Source organism: Saccharopolyspora rectivirgula DSM 43747 (assembly GCF_000497205.1).
Classification (GTDB): domain Bacteria; phylum Actinomycetota; class Actinomycetes; order Mycobacteriales; family Pseudonocardiaceae; genus Saccharopolyspora; species Saccharopolyspora rectivirgula.
Genome location: NZ_AYJW01000016.1, coordinates 1 through 15,511, shown reverse-complemented (window position 1 = coordinate 15,511; position 15,511 = coordinate 1). Strand labels below are relative to the sequence as shown.

17 protein-coding genes are annotated in these 15,511 nt (G+C 70.3%); 7 read left to right on the top strand and 10 right to left on the bottom strand.

Annotation, left to right across the window (positions count from 1 at the left end; genetic code table 11):
* Positions 1 to 1,188, bottom strand: a complete 1,188-nt coding sequence (gene glf / locus SREC43747_RS0106650; protein WP_029720374.1) for a UDP-galactopyranose mutase — start codon at positions 1,186 to 1,188, stop codon at positions 1 to 3.
* Between the two features lie 289 nt (positions 1,189 to 1,477).
* Between glf and SREC43747_RS0106645 the strand changes: the two genes are divergently transcribed.
* Positions 1,478 to 2,731 (top strand): glycosyltransferase 87 family protein, encoded by a 1,254-nt coding sequence (locus tag SREC43747_RS0106645; protein ID WP_236623061.1) that lies wholly within the window; start codon positions 1,478 to 1,480, stop codon positions 2,729 to 2,731.
* Here SREC43747_RS0106645 and SREC43747_RS0106640 read toward each other — a convergent pair.
* Positions 2,707 to 3,519 (bottom strand): HAD family hydrolase, encoded by an 813-nt coding sequence (locus SREC43747_RS0106640; RefSeq protein WP_029720372.1) that lies wholly within the window; start codon positions 3,517 to 3,519, stop codon positions 2,707 to 2,709. The genes SREC43747_RS0106645 and SREC43747_RS0106640 overlap by 25 nt on opposite strands.
* A 122-nt stretch (positions 3,520 to 3,641) precedes the next feature.
* Between SREC43747_RS0106640 and SREC43747_RS0106635 the strand changes: the two genes are divergently transcribed.
* The gene (locus SREC43747_RS0106635) at positions 3,642 to 4,505 is read left to right on the top strand and encodes an LLM class flavin-dependent oxidoreductase (protein ID WP_029720371.1); all 864 of its coding nucleotides are present in this window, start codon (positions 3,642 to 3,644) and stop codon (positions 4,503 to 4,505) included.
* On the opposite strand, the gene SREC43747_RS0106630 is transcribed toward SREC43747_RS0106635, so the two are convergent.
* A complete protein-coding gene (locus SREC43747_RS0106630; RefSeq protein ID WP_236623060.1) occupies positions 4,500 to 5,099 on the bottom strand; it encodes a helix-turn-helix domain-containing protein in 600 nt (199 codons plus the stop codon). The two genes, SREC43747_RS0106635 and SREC43747_RS0106630, sit on opposite strands and share 6 nt — an antisense overlap.
* 95 nt (positions 5,100 to 5,194) lie before the next feature.
* Here SREC43747_RS0106630 and SREC43747_RS0106625 point away from each other — a divergent pair, with 95 nt between their 5' ends.
* Positions 5,195 to 5,830: a hypothetical protein gene (locus tag SREC43747_RS0106625; protein WP_029720369.1), complete on the top strand. Its 636-nt coding sequence runs from the start codon at positions 5,195 to 5,197 to the stop codon at positions 5,828 to 5,830.
* Positions 5,831 to 5,834: 4 nt separating this feature from the next.
* Here SREC43747_RS0106625 and serS read toward each other — a convergent pair whose 3' ends face one another.
* The 3 genes from serS to SREC43747_RS0106610 are packed head-to-tail and all read right to left on the bottom strand — an operon-like array spanning position 5,835 to position 8,960.
* Positions 5,835 to 7,097, bottom strand: a complete 1,263-nt coding sequence (gene serS / locus SREC43747_RS0106620) for a serine--tRNA ligase (RefSeq protein ID WP_029720368.1) — start codon at positions 7,095 to 7,097, stop codon at positions 5,835 to 5,837.
* A 46-nt stretch (positions 7,098 to 7,143) separates the two neighbouring features.
* Complete coding sequence (locus SREC43747_RS0106615) at positions 7,144 to 8,316, bottom strand: glutathionylspermidine synthase family protein (protein ID WP_029720367.1); 1,173 nt, start codon at positions 8,314 to 8,316, stop codon at positions 7,144 to 7,146.
* 5 nt (positions 8,317 to 8,321) lie between these two features.
* Positions 8,322 to 8,960, bottom strand: coding sequence for a hypothetical protein (locus SREC43747_RS0106610; protein ID WP_029720366.1), 639 nt, complete (start codon positions 8,958 to 8,960; stop codon positions 8,322 to 8,324).
* Between the two features lie 126 nt (positions 8,961 to 9,086).
* On the opposite strand from SREC43747_RS0106610, the gene SREC43747_RS0106605 reads away from it, so the two are divergent.
* A complete protein-coding gene (locus SREC43747_RS0106605) occupies positions 9,087 to 10,082 on the top strand; it encodes a septum formation family protein (protein WP_029720365.1) in 996 nt (331 codons plus the stop codon).
* A gap of 16 nt (positions 10,083 to 10,098) precedes the next feature.
* On the opposite strand, the gene SREC43747_RS0106600 is transcribed toward SREC43747_RS0106605, so the two are convergent.
* Positions 10,099 to 10,458, bottom strand: a complete 360-nt coding sequence (locus SREC43747_RS0106600) for a metallopeptidase family protein (protein WP_236623059.1) — start codon at positions 10,456 to 10,458, stop codon at positions 10,099 to 10,101.
* Positions 10,459 to 10,503: 45 nt separating this feature from the next.
* On the bottom strand, positions 10,504 to 11,433 hold the full coding sequence (pheA, locus tag SREC43747_RS0106595) for a prephenate dehydratase (RefSeq protein ID WP_029720363.1): 930 nt from the start codon (positions 11,431 to 11,433) through the stop codon (positions 10,504 to 10,506).
* Positions 11,434 to 11,567: 134 nt separating this feature from the next.
* On the opposite strand from pheA, the gene SREC43747_RS0106590 reads away from it, so the two are divergent.
* The 3 genes from SREC43747_RS0106590 to SREC43747_RS0106580 all read left to right on the top strand — a co-directional run bounded on the left by SREC43747_RS0106590 (position 11,568) and on the right by SREC43747_RS0106580 (position 13,520).
* Entirely contained in the window at positions 11,568 to 12,179 is a 612-nt protein-coding gene (locus SREC43747_RS0106590) for a macro domain-containing protein (RefSeq protein WP_037331486.1), read from the top strand.
* Between the two features lie 103 nt (positions 12,180 to 12,282).
* Positions 12,283 to 12,810 (top strand): DoxX family protein, encoded by a 528-nt coding sequence (locus SREC43747_RS0106585; RefSeq protein ID WP_029720361.1) that lies wholly within the window; start codon positions 12,283 to 12,285, stop codon positions 12,808 to 12,810.
* A gap of 59 nt (positions 12,811 to 12,869) precedes the next feature.
* Positions 12,870 to 13,520 (top strand): response regulator, encoded by a 651-nt coding sequence (locus SREC43747_RS0106580; RefSeq protein WP_029720360.1) that lies wholly within the window; start codon positions 12,870 to 12,872, stop codon positions 13,518 to 13,520.
* Here SREC43747_RS0106580 and SREC43747_RS0106575 read toward each other — a convergent pair whose 3' ends face one another.
* Together SREC43747_RS0106575 and SREC43747_RS0106570 are read right to left on the bottom strand one after the other, a co-directional pair.
* Complete coding sequence (locus tag SREC43747_RS0106575; RefSeq protein WP_029720359.1) at positions 13,521 to 14,672, bottom strand: GAF domain-containing sensor histidine kinase; 1,152 nt, start codon at positions 14,670 to 14,672, stop codon at positions 13,521 to 13,523. It abuts the gene before it with no gap.
* 13 nt (positions 14,673 to 14,685) lie between these two features.
* Positions 14,686 to 15,511, bottom strand: an 826-nt coding sequence (locus SREC43747_RS0106570; RefSeq protein ID WP_029720358.1) for an ATP-binding cassette domain-containing protein, incomplete at its 5' end; no start/stop codon positions are given.

The following is a 15,511-nucleotide window of genomic DNA, read 5'->3' as shown; positions in this document are numbered from 1 at the left end:
TCAGTCCTCCAGCGAGCCGTCCAGCGAACGGCCCTGGGTGAAGTAGGGGGCGATCTTGTTGTCGAACATGCTCAGAGCCGACCCGATGGCCATGTGCATGTCCAGGTACTGGTAGGTGCCCAGACGGCCACCGAAGAGGACCTTGCGCTCCTTGGCCTCCCGCTTGGCCAGCTCGCGGTAGGCCTCCAGCTTGCGCCGGTCCTCGGGGGTGTTGATCGGGTAGTACGGCTCGTCACCGGTCTCGGCGAACCGCGAGTACTCCCGCACGATGACGGTCTTGTCCGTCGGGTAGTACTCCCGCTCCGGGTGGAAGTGCCGGAATTCGTGGATCCGGGTGTACGGGATCTCCTCGTCGGCGTAGTTCATCACCGGCGTGCCCTGGAAGTCCCCGGTGTTGACGACCTCGAGCTCGAAGTCGAGGGTCCGCCAACCCAGTTCCCCTTCCCGGTAGTCGAAGTAGCGGTCCAGCGGACCGGTGTAGACCACCGGGACGTCCGGCAGCTCGGAGCGGACGGCGAAGAAGTCGGTCTCCAGCCGCACGTCGATGTTCGGGTGGTCGGCCATCCGCTTCAGCCAGGCGGTGTAGCCGTCCACCGGGAGACCTTCGTACTTGTCGTTGAAGTACCGGTTGTTGAAGGTGTAGCGGACCGGCAACCGCTTGATCACGGAAGCCGGCAGCTCCTTGGGGTCGGTCTGCCACTGCTTGGCCGTGTAGCCTTTCACGAAGGCCTCGTACAGCGGGCGGCCGATCAGCGAGATGGCCTTCTCCTCGAGGTTCTGCGCGTCCTCGGTGCGGATCTCGGACGCCTGCTCGGCCACCAGCGCACGGGCTTCGTCGGGGGTGAAAGCACGCCCGAAGAACTGGCACAGCAGCCCCAAGTTCATCGGGAACGAGTAGATCTGTCCTTTGTGCTTGGTGAACACCCGGTGCTGGTAGTCGGTGAAATCGGTGAACTGGTTGACGTAGTCCCACACCCGCTTGTTCGAGGTGTGGAACAGGTGCGCCCCGTAGCGGTGCACCTCGATACCAGTTTCGGGTTCCGCCTCCGAGTAGGCGTTGCCCCCGATGTGGTTACGACGTTCCAACACCAGCACCCGCTTGTCCAGCTGGCTGGCGACGCGCTCTGCGATCGTCAGGCCGAAAAATCCGGAACCAACAACGATCAGGTCATAGCCTGCGAAGCTCACAGTGGTCGAGGGTAGCGGGAACGGTGAAGCGGGCCGAAACCGAGTTACTCAAACCAGCCGGCTCGGTCACGATCAGTATTGATATCACGGCGCTCAGCCGACCATTTTGCGACTACCTGCAAAAATCACATCGGCCTCTGGTGACCCGGTGAACACGCTCCGCATTCACTGCAAGATTGCAATGCACTTGAAAGGCGACTCAGCCGGCGAGTCGGATACCGATATCTCGCCACCGCGGCACACGAGATGTCCGGTTGATCCGCTACCGGCAGCGAGGGGGATCGAACACGTGCCGGAGGCACGAAAAGTCCGGATCATGCTGGCCGCGGGCGCAGCCCTGGAAATCGTCGCGATCTGGTTCGTGCACTGGATCCACACCCGCGGCTACGTGGACACCGAGGTGTACCGACTGGGGGCCCGCGCCTGGCTGCTGGGCTACGACGTCTACGGCAGCGACCTCACCCCGGAAACCCCCGAAACCGGAACTTTGCCATTCATTTACCCGCCTTTCGCAGCAATTCTTTTCACACCACTGGTGTGGCTGTCCGAGACGGGCGCGATCATCGCCGTTGCGGTGCTTTCACACCTTGCGATATTGCTCACCGCTTACGCAATGGCGCGCTCTTCGGAATACTTCGCGCCCCAGCGCGCTCGAGTGGTGGCCGCCACCGCACTGCTGCTCCCCTTTTTCACACTGCTCGAACCCGCGCGGGAAACGATCAATTACGGGCAGATCAATTTGATCCTGATGGGATTGGTGGCGGCCGACTGCCTGCTGCCGCGCATTTTCTGGCCGCGCGGACTGCTCGTCGGATTGGCCGCGGGGATGAAACTCACCCCGCTCGGTTTCCTGCTGTTCTTCCTGCTGCGCCGCGATCTGCGGGCCCTGCTGACCGGCATCGCGACGTTCGCCGCGACGGTGCTGGTCGGGGTCCTGGCCGCCCCCGAGGACGCCGCCGACTGGTGGCTGGACGAGATGTGGTCCACCGGGAACGAGTTCGGCGCCGTCTACGCGGGCAACCTGTCGCTGCGCAGCCTGATCGCCAAGCAGGAGTTCACCGGCTGGCAGCTCAACGCGCTGTGGGCGGCCGGCGCGGTGGTGCTGCTGGTGCTGGCCACCTGGGGGATGCGGTACGCCTTGCGGACCGCCAACACCGCCCTGGCCCTGGTGATCAACGCGGTGCTGGTGACGCTGGTGTCCCCGATCTCCTGGTCGCACCACTGGGTGTGGGCGGCCCCGACCTTCGCCCTGCTGTACGCCATGGGGCAGCGCAACGGCTGGCTGGGCGTCCGGCAGGCGGTGGTCATCTGCGCCGTCCCGTTCGCGATCGGCCCGCACTGGTACCTGCCCTACACGCAGAACCGAGAGCTCGACTGGACGTTCTCCCAGCAGGTGGTGGGCAACTCCTACACCTTGATCGGCATCGGGTTCCTGGTGACCTGCGCCATCGCCCACTTCCGGTTCCCGCCCCGCGGCCGGCCGGTCGACGAGCCGCCGCAGCCGCCGCTCGCGGTGGCCTACCACCAGCGCTCGAGCACCTGAGCGACCCCGTCCTCCCGGTTCGTGCCGGTCACCTCGTCGGCCGCGGCGAGCGCTTCCGGGTGCGAGTTGCGCATCGCCACCCCGTGCCCGGCCCACCGCAGCATCGGCACGTCGTTGGGCATGTCGCCGAAGGTGATGACGTCGTCCCGGTCGACCCCGAGGTGGTCGGCGACGGTGGCCAGGCCGCTGGCCTTGTCCACTCCCGGCGCCGACAGCTCCAGCAGCCCGGAACCGGTGGAGAAGGTCACCTGCAGCTGGTCGCCGACCACTTCCCGAGCCACCGCGGCCATCTCCTCGCTGGTCATCTGCTGGTGCAGGACCAGCAGCTTGACCGCCGCCTTCCCGGTGAGCTCGGCCAGCCCGGTGACGTTCACCTCCGAGGGGTCCCACAGGTGCTGGAACTGGGACTCGGCCTGGAACCGCCCGGAGTACCGCCCGCCGACCGCTCCGGTGGCCCGTTCCACGCCGAAGGCGCACCCGGGGAGCTCCCGGCGCAGCTCGACCACCACGTCGTGCAACGTCACCGGATCGATGGAACGGCTGTGCAGCACCCGGTCGGTCGCCGCGTCGTACAGCACCGCGCCGTTGGCGCAGACGGCGAGGCCGGGCGCGCCCAGCGCGTCGAACACCTCCGGCATCCACCGCGGCGGGCGGCCCGTCACCAGGATGAGCGGGGTGCCGCTGGCGACGACCCGGCGCGCCGCACGAGCGGTGCGCGGCCTCACCCGCTCCACGGGGTCGAGCAGGGTCCCGTCCACGTCCGATGCCACCAGGCCAGGTTTGCGCACTCCCCCATCCTGCCGTGCGCCGCCGGCGTCCAAGTCCGGTTGTTGGGAATCGACTGCTCCGAAGAACCCAATGTCACCCGATCAGGTCGATCTAGCCGCCGTTACCCATTACGGTCAACGGCGTGCGAGTTGGGATCGTGATTCTGCCCGAGCACCGGTGGTGGGCCGCGGAACCGCTGTGGCGGATGGCCGAGGAGTACGGCTTCGCGCACGCCTGGACCTACGACCGCGTCGGTTGGCGACCACCGGCCGACAAGCCGTGGTTCGCCGCGGTCCCCACGCTGACCGCCGCGGCGACGGTCACCGAGCAGATCCGGCTCGGCTCGCTGCTCACCGACCCCGGACTGAAGCACCCCGCCCACTTCGCCCGGGAGATCACCGCGCTGGACGACATCTCCGACGGGCGGTTGACCATCGGTCTGGGCGCGGGGAGCGGCAGCGAAGCGCTCGGCCGCCCGGCGCTGACCGAGCAGCAGCGGATCGACCAGTTCACCGAATTCCTCGAGCTGCTGGACCGGATCCTGGTCAACGACGTCACCGACTACGAGGGCGAGCACTACTCGGCGGTGCAGGCCCGCCGCAGCCCCGGCTGCGTGCAGCGCCCCCGGACGCCGTTCGTCATCGCCGCCGACCAACCGCGGACGATGCGGCTGGCCGCGCGCTTCGGGCAGGGCTGGTTGACCGCCGGACGCCCGGCTTCCGACGAAGAGCAGTGGTGGCGCTCGGTGGCCGAGCTCGCCGACGCGTTCGCCGAGGAGGCGGACAAAGCCAGCACGCGTAACTCCACTATGGACAAGTACTTGTGCTTGGACGCCGGTCCGGTCTACTCGATGTCCAGTGTGGATAAATTCCAGGACTCGGTGGGGCGCGCCGCTGAACTGGGCTTCACCGACGTGGTCGCGCACTGGCCCCGACCGGACGAGCCGTACCGCGGACATGAGTCCACATTGGAAAAAATTGCGACGGAGGTGCTGCCCGAGCTATAGCCCGCGCGCACCCGGGTAAGCCGCCCCCACCGCGAGGAACTCCGCCTCGGTCCCCCCGGCGGCGGAAAGCCGGTGCGGCACCCGGGAGCTGAAGCTCGCCGTGTCGCCCGGGCGCAGCGTGGTCACCTGCTCGTTGAACTCGATCCGCAACTCCCCGCGCAGCACGTAGAGCCAATCCAGGCCCTCGTGCTGCACCGGACGCACCCCGGGAGCGCTCGGCGGGATCCGGTAGCGGGCCGCGTACAACCCGGGCACCACCGACCGCGGCGTGAGCACCTGCAGCTCGACCTCCCCGTGGGACACGGTCTGCGCCTCCCCGGCCCGCACCACCACCACCGCCGGGCCCGGCTTCTCCCCGGTCAACAGCTCGGAAATGCTCACCCCGAGCCCGTTGGCGACCCGCGCCAACTCCGCCAGGGACGGATTGGCCACCGCCCGCTCGACGTCGTCCACGTAACTCGCCGGAAGACCGGCCCGCTGCCCGAGCTCAGCCTGGCTGAGCCCCTGGCCGCTGCGCAGTTGCCGCACGCGGTCGCCGAGGCCGGCCAACGCCTGGGCGCCGGGGGCATCGGCGGCATCCGGTCCATCCACCACGACTCCCACCATAAGGCGACTCCCCGCCACCCGCCGTGGTCGCAGGTGTGCCGCACCGCGGGACCGGGTAGTCCTGCCGGCAGGAGGTGGCGATCGTGTCCGAGCGGCAACTCGTGCAGAACCTGCTGGACGCAGCAGGCACCACCTACGCCGCCGAAACCGGGATAGAGCTGGAGAACAAGCCCAGCCCGCTCTACCGGCTGCTGGTGCTGGCCGTCCTGCTGTCCACTCGCATCAAAGCCGAACTGGCGCTGAGCGCCGCGCGGGAACTGCGCGAGTACCGCACCCCGCAACGGATGCGGGACGCCACCTGGCAGCAGCGCGTGGACGCCCTGGGGCGAGCCCACTACCGGCGCTACGACGAGAGCACCGCCACCGCCCTGGGCCGAGGCGCCCAACTGCTGCTCGACACCTACCAGGGAGACCTGCGCAAACTGCGCGCCCGAGCGGACGGCGACCCGGACCTGGTGCGGGAGAAGCTGCTGGAGTTCCCCCGGCTGGGCCCCGTCGGAGCCGACGTCTTCTGCCGCGAAGCCCAGCTGGTGTGGCCGGAACTGCGCCCCTACTTCGACCGGAAAGCCCTCGACGGAGCCGAACGCGTGGGCCTGCCGGCCAACCCGGACCGGTTGGCCGGCCACGTCGAAGGCCACGAGCTGTCCCGACTGGCCGCCGCGCTGGTGCGGGTGAGCCGCGACAAGGCGCTCGTCGCGGACGTCAGGTCCGCCGCCTAGCGGGTCACTGCGGCGTCAGCACCTCGCGCCCGCCCAGGTACGGCCGCAGCGCCTCCGGCACCCGCACCGAGCCGTCCTCCTGCTGGTGGTTCTCCAGGATGGCGACCAACCAGCGGGTGGTGGCCAGGGTGCCGTTGAGGGTCGCGGCGGGCTGCGTCCGCCCCTCCTCGTCGCGGTAGCGGATGTTCAGCCGTCGGGCCTGGAAGGTGGTGCAGTTGGACGTGGAGGTCAGCTCCCGGTAGGCCTGCTGGCTGGGGATCCACGCCTCGCAGTCGAACTTGCGGGCCGCGCTGGCGCCCAGGTCGCCCGCCGCGATGTCGATCACCCGGTACGGGACCTCGATCTTGGCGAGCATCTCCTCTTCCCAGGCCAACAGCCGCTCGTGCTCCGCGCGGGCGTCCTCCGCCCGGCAGTAGGTGAACATCTCCAGCTTGTTGAACTGGTGCACGCGGATGATGCCGCGGGTGTCCTTGCCGTAGGAGCCGGCCTCCCGCCGGAAGCACGACGACCAGCCCGCGTAGCGCAGCGGTCCTCCGGAGAAGTCCAGGATCTCGTCGGCGTGGTACCCCGCCAGCGGCACCTCGGACGTGCCGACCAGGTAGAGGTCGTCCTCCTCCAGCCGGTAGACCTCGGTCGAATGGGCCCCGAGGAATCCGGTGCCGTCCATGATCTCCGGGCGCACCAGGACCGGCGGCACCATCAACCGGAAACCGGACTCCACCGCCTGGGCCGCCGCCAGGTTCATCAGCGCCAGCTCCAGCTGCGCACCGATGCCGGTCAGGAAGTAGAACCGCGCACCGGACACCTTCGCGCCGCGCTCGGTGTCGATCGCGCCCAACAACTGACCGAGCTCCAGGTGGTCCTTGACCTCGAAGTCGAACTCCCGCGGGGTTCCGACGTGCTTGAGCACGACGAAGTCGTCCTCCCCGCCGGACGGGGTCTCCGGCTCCACCACGTTCGGGATCTGCTTGTGGACCTGGAGCAGCTCCTCTTCGGCGGCGTTCTGCTCGGCCTCCGCCTCCTTGACGTCCGCCGCCAGCTGCCTGGCCTGCGCCAGCAGGGTTTCCCGCTCTTCTCCCTTGGACTTGCCGACCTGCTTGCCGAGTCGCTTCTGTTCAGCGCGCAGGTTGTCGGCACGGGAGACCGCAGACCTGCGACGCTCGTCCGCGGAAAGCAGGGCGTCCACCAGGGACGGGTCCTCGCCGCGGGCACGCTGCGAAGCACGTACGGCTTCCGGATCTTCGCGTAGCGTCTTCAGGTCGATCACAGCTGGTCAGCCTATCTGGCGGGATCCGCGCCGGCATTCCCGGGTGTCATCCCGGCCCGGCCGGGATGCGGTGCGGGACGAACGCGGCCCCGTCATCGGTGATCAGGCCGTGGGTCTCCCGGATCCCGAGCCCGGCCGCGCTGTCCCCGACCACCCAGGCGCCCAGCGCCGGACGCATCCCGTCGAAGTCCGGCAACGGGTCGAACGCCTGGTACACGTAGCCCTCCTCGCCGTACACGCCGCCGACCTCGGCGCGCCACTGCGGGGTCACCACGCTGATGTTGTTGCCCTCCCGACCGAGCTTGGGCTTGCGCACGTACTCGGTGAGCGGCCCGGGGTGGTCGGCGAAGGCCGGCAGCAGGTTCGGGTGCCCCGGGTGCATCTCCCACAGCACCGCCAGCAGCGCCTTGTTGGACAGCAGCATCTTCCACAGCGGTTCGATCCACTGCGTCCGCGGCAGCTGGTCCAGGGCGTGCGCGCCGAAGTCGTCGACCACCAGCCACTCCCACGGGTAGTTCTTGACCACCGTGCGCATCGGGGCCTCCTCCAGGTCGACGAACCGCTCCAGCACGCCGTCCCAACCGATCTGCTCGATCGGCAACCCCACGGTGTCCACCCCCGCTTCCGCCGCGGTCTCCTGCAAGTACGCCGCGGTGAGGTGGTCCTCCCCGGTCGGCTCCGCCGCGGACCAGGTGAAGTGCACCGGTCCGCCCGGCAGCCGGGACCGGATCTCCCGCCAGCGGTCCACCAACTGCTCGTGCACCGAATTCCACTGGTCGTCGCCCTCGTGGCACTCGGTCAGCCAGTACCACTGCACGAGGGAGGCCTCCAGCAGCGAAGTGGGGGTGTCGGCGTTGTACTCCAGCAGCTTCGCCGGCCCGGAACCGTCGTAGCGCAGGTCGAACCGGCCGTACAGGTGCGGATCGTGCCGCTTCCAGGACTCCGCCACGTGGGGCCACGCCCACTCCGGGATGGCGAACTGCTGGTACCGCTCGGTGGTCACCACGTGGTCCACCGCTTCCAGGCACATCGCCTGCAGCAGCTCGACGTCGGCCTCCAGGGCCAGCACCTCGTCCAAGCCGAACTCGTAGTGCACGCCTTCGTCCCAGTACGGCCGCGGGCTGCCGTCCGGGTTCCGCGCCGGGGTGCCGAAGACCAGCCCGAGCTGCTCGATCTTGGCCTTCCAGTCCGGCCGCCGCTCCGAGGTCCGCCGCCGCACCGCCGTCAGCTCCCGCCGCCGCCGACCTTGCTGTTGATCCCGAAACCGCCGCGCTGCACCACGGCGCCGGACTTGGTCTTGATCGTGGTGTCCGCCGGCCGGTTCACGGTGCCGCCGCCCACCGCGCGCCCCACCGGTGGGGGCGCCGCCCCGGGGGCGGTGTAGGCGTACCGGTACTGCGGCACCGGCGGGCCGCCGAGGAACAGCGGCAGGAACACGACGCCGTTGTGGTGGTCGACGTAGCCGCCCTGGGAGTTGACGTAGTCCTCGTCGCAGTACCGCTCGTCCTGGGCGACGATCTGCCCGTCCTGCTCCTTGGCGCAGACCTGGGTGACCGCGTTGGACTCGTTGCTGTACTCCACCGCCGAGTACATCGCCGCGACCAGGGCCACCACGCCGACGGTGCCCCCGCTGCCGATCATCACCCGGCGCCGGATCCGGGACTTGCGCTCGGCCGCTTCCCTCCGCTGCCGCTCCTGCTCCTGGCGCCGCTTCTCGGCGGCGATCCGGGCTCGCCGCTCCGCCAGCGACGGATTCCGCGGCACGGCGGTCTCCGGGTCCTGGAAGTGGATCCGTCCTGAGAACCGCGGTTCGCGGGGTTCCTCCGAGGAGCCGTTCCCCGGTGGCCGACCGTCATCGGACATCGGCAGCCTCCCGACAGCTGTGCTGCCACCAACGGTACCGGCCGCTCGCCCCCGGAAGCCCGCGACGAGCGGTCAACCGCCGAGGGGATCGCGCATTTGCCCCGCGCACAGGGCATGATGACATCGATGGCTGAACCGGAACCGACCCGCACCGAACCGAAGAAGGGCGCCAACGCCCGGCTCATCATGCTCATGGCAGCGGTTGGTGCGCTGCTGATCCTGGTGGCCAGCGCCCTGCTGAACTGGCCCAACCGCAACAGCATCGGCGGGTCGGGGAGGATCGGGCCGGCTCCCGCGCCCCGCGTGGTCTTCGAGGCCGAGGCCGGGGACTGCCTGAACTGGAACGAGCCGGACGCCACCGACATCCGGAAGGTCGACTGCGGTCAGCCGCACCTGTTCGAGGTCACCGGCACGTTCGACCTGCGGCCGCAGCTGCCGGACGACGCCCCGTTCCCCAGCACCGAGCAGTGGCAGCAGCTCAAGCAGGAGCACTGCACCGCGGTGTCCCAGCGGTACCTCGACGGCATGCTCGACCCCGACGGCCGGTTCAGCGTCGGGGCGTTCACCCCCAGCGAGGAGGGCTGGGCCGACGGGGACCGGACGCTGCACTGCGGCATCCAGCAGCCCGGCCCGTCCGGCAAGCTCTACCGGATCAAGGGCAGCATCCGGAACCTCGACCAGTCCAACACCTACGAGGCGGGCCGCTGCTTGGGCATCAACGGCACGCAGGTGTGGGACCCCGTGGACTGCTCCGAGCCGCACTCGGTGGAGATCACCGGCCTGGTGGACCTCGGCGACGAGTTCACCGGCGACTACCCGGCCCCGGAGGACCAGGACGAGTTCCTGGCCACCCGGTGCGACGAGCTCAGCGCCGACTACGCCGGCGGCCCGGACGTGGTGCGGGACAAGGAGCTGGTCGTCTACTGGGACACGCTGAGCGAGGAGAGCTGGAAAGCCGGCTCCCGCAACGTCAACTGCAAGGTGGGGGCGCCCCTGCCGGACGGCAGCGGTCTGGCGCCGGTCACCGGCAGCGTGCGCGGCGAGGTGCAGATCGGGGACGAACCCGCCCCCTCGGACACCACCTCGCCGGAGCCGGGGGTGCCGGCCGACGAGCCCCGCTGAGCCGCAGCGACACCGGCTAGGCCCACCCCAGCTCGTGCAACCGCTGGTCGGAAATGCCGAAGTGGTGCCCGACCTCGTGCACGACGGTGGTCGCGACCTCCTCCACCACTTCCTCCATGGTTTCGCACATCCGCTCGGTCGGGCCCTTGTAGATGATGATCCGGTCGGGCAGCACCCCGCTGTAGAAGCTGTCCCGCTCGGTCAGGGCCACCCCCTCGTACAGGCCGAGCAGGTCGGGCTCGGACGGGTCGGGCTCGTCCTCGACGAGCACGACGACGTTGTCCAGCAGCGCCAGCAGTTCGCGCGGAATCCGGTCCAGCGCGTCTTCGACGAGTCGCTCGAACTCAGCCCGGGACAGCTCCATGGGCTCGATCATGCCGAAGTCCCGCCGCGCGGACACGCCGATCGCGCCCACCGGTGATCAAACCGGTTTGCCCGCCCGGACGTCCGCCAGCCACTCCGCCGCGGTCGCGAACGCCTCCTCCGAGGCCTTGGCGCACACGTCCGCCGGCACCCGGTCGGCCTTCGGGTAGGAGCCGAGGAACTGCACGGAGCGGCAGCGGCGCCGCAGCGCGGCCAGCGCGTCCCCGATGCGGGCGTCCGCCACGTGCCCGTCGAAGTCCAGGAAGAACCGGTACTCGCCCAACCGCTCCTTGGTGGGGCGGGATTCGATGCGGCTGAGGTTGATGCCGCGCAGCGCGAACTCCGCGAGCACCTCCGCCAGGGCCCCCACCTCGTCGGCGATCACCACGGCGATCGAGGTGCGGTCCGCGCCGGTCGGCTCCGGTGGCGGCGCCGGCCGCTGCACCAGCAAGAAGCGGGTCGTGGCGTCCGGGACGTCGGCGATGCCGGTCTCCAGCCGCACCAGCTGCGGGTACTGCTCGGCCGCCAGCGGAGCGGTGATGGCCGCGTCGCACTCGCCGGCCACCACCTTGGCCGCACCGGCCGAGGTGGAGTTGACCGCCAGCTGTTCGGCGCGCGGCAGGTGGGTGGCCAGCCACTCCCGCACCTGGGCCAGCGCGTGCGGGTGGCTGGCGACCGCGCGCACCTGCTCCAGGCCGGTCCCGGGCCGGGCCAGCAGGTCGAACTTCACCGGCAGGGTCGTCTCCCGCACCGCCACCACCGGATCCCCGGACACCAGGGAGTCGAGCGTGGCCGGGACGGAGCCCTCGACCGAGTTCTCCACCGGAACACCGGCGGCGACCACGGCCGCGCTGCGCACCGCTTCCAGCACCGCCGGCACGCTGTCGTACGGCACCAGCTCGCCTTCCCCGGCGAACCCGGCGGCGAGGTCCCGGGCGGCCTGTTCGGTGAACGTCCCGGAGGGGCCGAGATACGCGATTCGAGGCACGGGGTAAGACTAGAGCCAGCCCTCTCACGGGCCAGACCACCGGCAAGCCGGGTGCGTGTCCCACCACTCGGACAAACGAGCTAGCTGCCTGAATGTGTGACCTACCCAATGCCACTCAGTGGCGCATTCCTGCAATGCTGTGGAACGTGACCGCGGATTCGGAGAGCGCAACGGAGGGAGAGGAGCCGGAGCTGCATCTCGTCCTGTGCGCCCGGGACGAGTCGTTGGCCGCAGCCTGGCGGGAAATCGCCGACCCCCGGCCCGGTCTCGCTGTCCATCAAGGATCGGTGCTGGATCTGCAGGTCGACGCTGTGGTCAGCCCGGCGAATTCCTACGGCTGGATGCGCGGCGGTATCGACGCCCTGTACGCGCGCGCCTTTCCCGACGTGGAGCAGTACGTGCGCAGCGCGGTGCTCGCCTACCACGGCGGTGAACTACCAGTCGGGGAAGCCCTCCTGGTGCCGACCGGAGTTCCCTGCCCGATCTGGCTGATCAGCGCACCCACCATGCGGGAGCCCGGCGAACAGCTGCCGGAGGACACGGTGCACCCGTACTTGGCCGCTCGAGCGGTTTTCCGGCTCTGGTCCAGCGGCGTGATGGAGAACGGAGCCCCGGTGCGGCAGGTCGTCCGCTCGATCGCGATGCCCGGGCTGGGCACCGGGGTCGGCGGGGTCTCCCCCGCCCTGTGCGCCCACCAGGTCGCCGCCGCCTGGGACGAGGTCTTCACCCGGGTCGACCAGGTGTAGCGGAACGCCGGGGGCGATTCCGGCACGCGCGTTCGGTGACCGGGCGGAATCGGCAGGTAGTTAGTAACGTCTGACGTACCTGCCGACGACCGAGGAGGTCCTGATGCTTATCCGCCGTTTGGCCCGGCCCCTGCTGGCGGCGAGTTTCATCTACGGTGGGGTGAACGTGCTCCGGGACGTGCCCAGCCACGCGAAAGCCGCCTCGCACCTGCTGGACAGAGCAGGATCGGCCAAGCAGGCCCTGCCGTCGCAGGTGCCCACCGATCCGGAAACGCTGGTGCGGATCGACGGGGCGGTGAAGATCGCCGGCGGTCTCCTGCTCGCCCTCGGCAAGTTCCCGCGGCTGGCTTCGCTGCTGCTGGCGGCCGACCTCATCCCCACCACGCTGAGCACGCACAACTGGTGGGAGATCAAGAACCCGGAGGAGCGGGCGAACCAGCAGATCCACTTCGTGAAGAACCTCAGCATGCTAGGGGGCCTGCTCATCTCCGCGGCCGACACCGGAGGTCGACCGTCCGTCGGCTGGATGGCGAAGAAGAGCGCCCACAAGATGCGCGCGCAGGGCGGCAAGCACGGCGGTCCCCACGGCAAGCACGGCGGCCGCAAGGCGAAGCGCCACCACCACAAATGAACCGTTGCAGAGGCCCCCTGGGCGGACGCGCCGCGCGGTGAGTTCGTAGCGTGGTACCCGTGGCCGTACGTGTGCTCCTGGTTGACGATCACGAGGTCGTCCGGCGCGGGCTGCGCGACCTGCTCGACACCGAGGACGACGTCGAGGTCGTCGGTGAAGCGGGCAGCGTCGACGAAGCGATGGTCCGCGCCCGGGCGGCTCGACCTGACGTGGCGGTCATCGACATGCGGCTGCCCGACGGGGACGGCCTCGAGCTGTGCCGTCAACTGCGCGCGCTGCCGGAACCCCCGCGTTGCCTGGTGCTGACCGCGTTCGACGACGAGCAAGCGCTGATCGGCGCCATCAACGCCGGCGCCTCCGGCTACCTGCTCAAGCAGGTGCGCGGCCAGGACCTGGTGAACGCGGTCCGGGAAGTCGCCGCCGGCGGTTCGCTGCTCGACCCGATCACCACTTCCCGAGTGCTGGACCGGCTCCGGCAGACCAGCAAGGAGGAGCCGGACGAACTGGCCGCCCTCACCGAGCGGGAACGCAAGGTCCTCGAGCTCATCGGGGAGGGGCTGACCAACCGGCAGATCGCCGAGCGGTTGTTCCTGGCGGAGAAGACGGTGAAGAACTACGTGACCTCGGTGCTGGCCAAGCTCGGCTTCGAGCGGCGCACCCAGGCCGCGGCATGGGTGGCGCGGCGGCAGAGCGGGCAGCAGTCCCGCTGATCAGCCCTCCAACGGCACCTGCCAGGTGACGGTGGTGCCGCGCTCCGGGGAGGAGCTGATCTCGCAGTTCCCGCCCATGCTGGTGGCGCGCTCCGCCATGTTGCGCAGCCCCCGCTTGGACACCCCCTGCGGGATGCCGCAGCCGTTGTCGGCGACCCGCAGGCTCAGCCGCGCTCCGCTCCGCTCCACCGACACCGCCACGGTGGACGCGCCGGAGTGCCGGACCACGTTGGACAGCGCTTCGCGCAGCGCCGCCCGCGCGTTGTCCGCCACCCGCACCGGGACCTCCCCCAACTCGCCCTCGATCTCCAGCTCCGGGGGGAAGCCCAGCAGTTCACCGGCGATCTGCACCTCCGAGCGGATGGAGTCCTCCAGGCTCCGCCCGTTGTCGGTGCTCTCCGGGTCCGCCGACCGCAGGGCCCGCGCGGTCGCCCGGATGTCCTCGATCGTCCGGTCCACCTGGCCCACTATTTCGGCGAACCGCTCGGAGTCCGCCTCGTCCAACCGGTTGCCCAGCTTCCGCTGCAGCACCTCCAGTTGCACCCCGGTGGCGTACAGCCGCTGCACGATCACGTCGTGCAGGTCCCGGGAGATGCGCTCCCGCTCCTGGTAGACGGCGATGCGCTGCCGGGCGGTGACCCCTTCCGCCAGCACCAGCACCAGCCCGGCCTGCGCGGCGAAACCGGTCAGCACGTCCACCGCGGTGCGGTCGAAGGTGCTGGCCCCGCGGCGCCGGTACACGGCCAGCGACCCCAGCCGCCGCTCCCGGGTGCCGAACGCGGCCACCGCGAACGGCCCGTACACCCGCAGGGCTGCCGGCACGTACGGCGCGGTCTGCGGATCGTCGAGCAGGTCGTCGACCACCACCGGAACACCGCTGCGCGCGACCCGCGCAGCAGCGGAGCGGGAGGAGAGCACCGTGCCCACCGGGTCCGCGAGCGGGACCGGCGCCGACGGCGCGCTGTAGTGCGCTTCCACGGTGACCCGGTCGTCCGGGCCGAGCACCGAGAGCAGGCCCAGGTCGGCCTCGGCCAGCTCGGCGGCCCGCTGGACCACCAGGGGGAGCACCGCGTCCGGCTGGTCCGCGGACAGCGCCACTCTGGTGATCTCGGTGGTGGCCGCCAGCATGCGCCGGGCAAGAGCAGAGTCCATGACGATGTCAAGGCTACCGGTCAGCACGCTGCATCCCCGCTGAGACGACGTGGTTTGCACTGGTCGGCACCTCCCCGCCACCGTCCGGAGCGGACGGCTGGCGGAGCACGGTGACCGACCCGTCCGACACCTGCACGACCACGTCCGCGTGAGCGGTTTCCGACCAGCGGTGCGTCACGTGCACGACGGTGCGGTCGCGCAGCCGTTCCCGCAGTCGGGACAGCAGCGCTCGGGCGGTCGGCTCGTCCAGGTGCGCGGTGGGCTCGTCCAGCAGCACCAGCCGCGCGTCCGGGACCAGCAGCGCCCGCGCCAGGGCCAGCCGCTGGGCCTCCCCGCCGGAGACCGCCGCCCCCGCCGGCCCGACCACGGTGTCCAGCCGATCCGCCCAGTGCGGCAGACCGGCCAGCTCCAGGGCCTCGGCCAGCTGCTCGTCGGTGGCCTTCGGGTCGGCCACCCGCAGGTTCTCCCGAACCGTGGTGGCCACCAGCTGCGGTTCCTGCGGGCACCAGGCGACCCGCTCCGGCACCCGGACCTCGCCCCGCTCCGGGGGGACGAACCCCAGCAGCAGGGCGAGCAGGGTGGACTTGCCGCTGCCCGACGGGCCGACCACCGCCACGTGGGTGCCGGCCGGGACGTGCAGGTCCACGTCCTGCAGCACGGCCCGAGCGGTCCCCGGCCACTGGGCCCGCACCCCGCGCAGCTCGATGCCGTCGGCGGGCGTTCGGCGCGGCGGCTCGGGCTCCGGGGTCGCCAGCAGCGGGGCGAGCCGGGCCTGCGCGGCCCGCAGCGACCGCCACTGCTGCGCCGCCGGCGGCAGCAGGGCCACCGCTTCGGCCGCG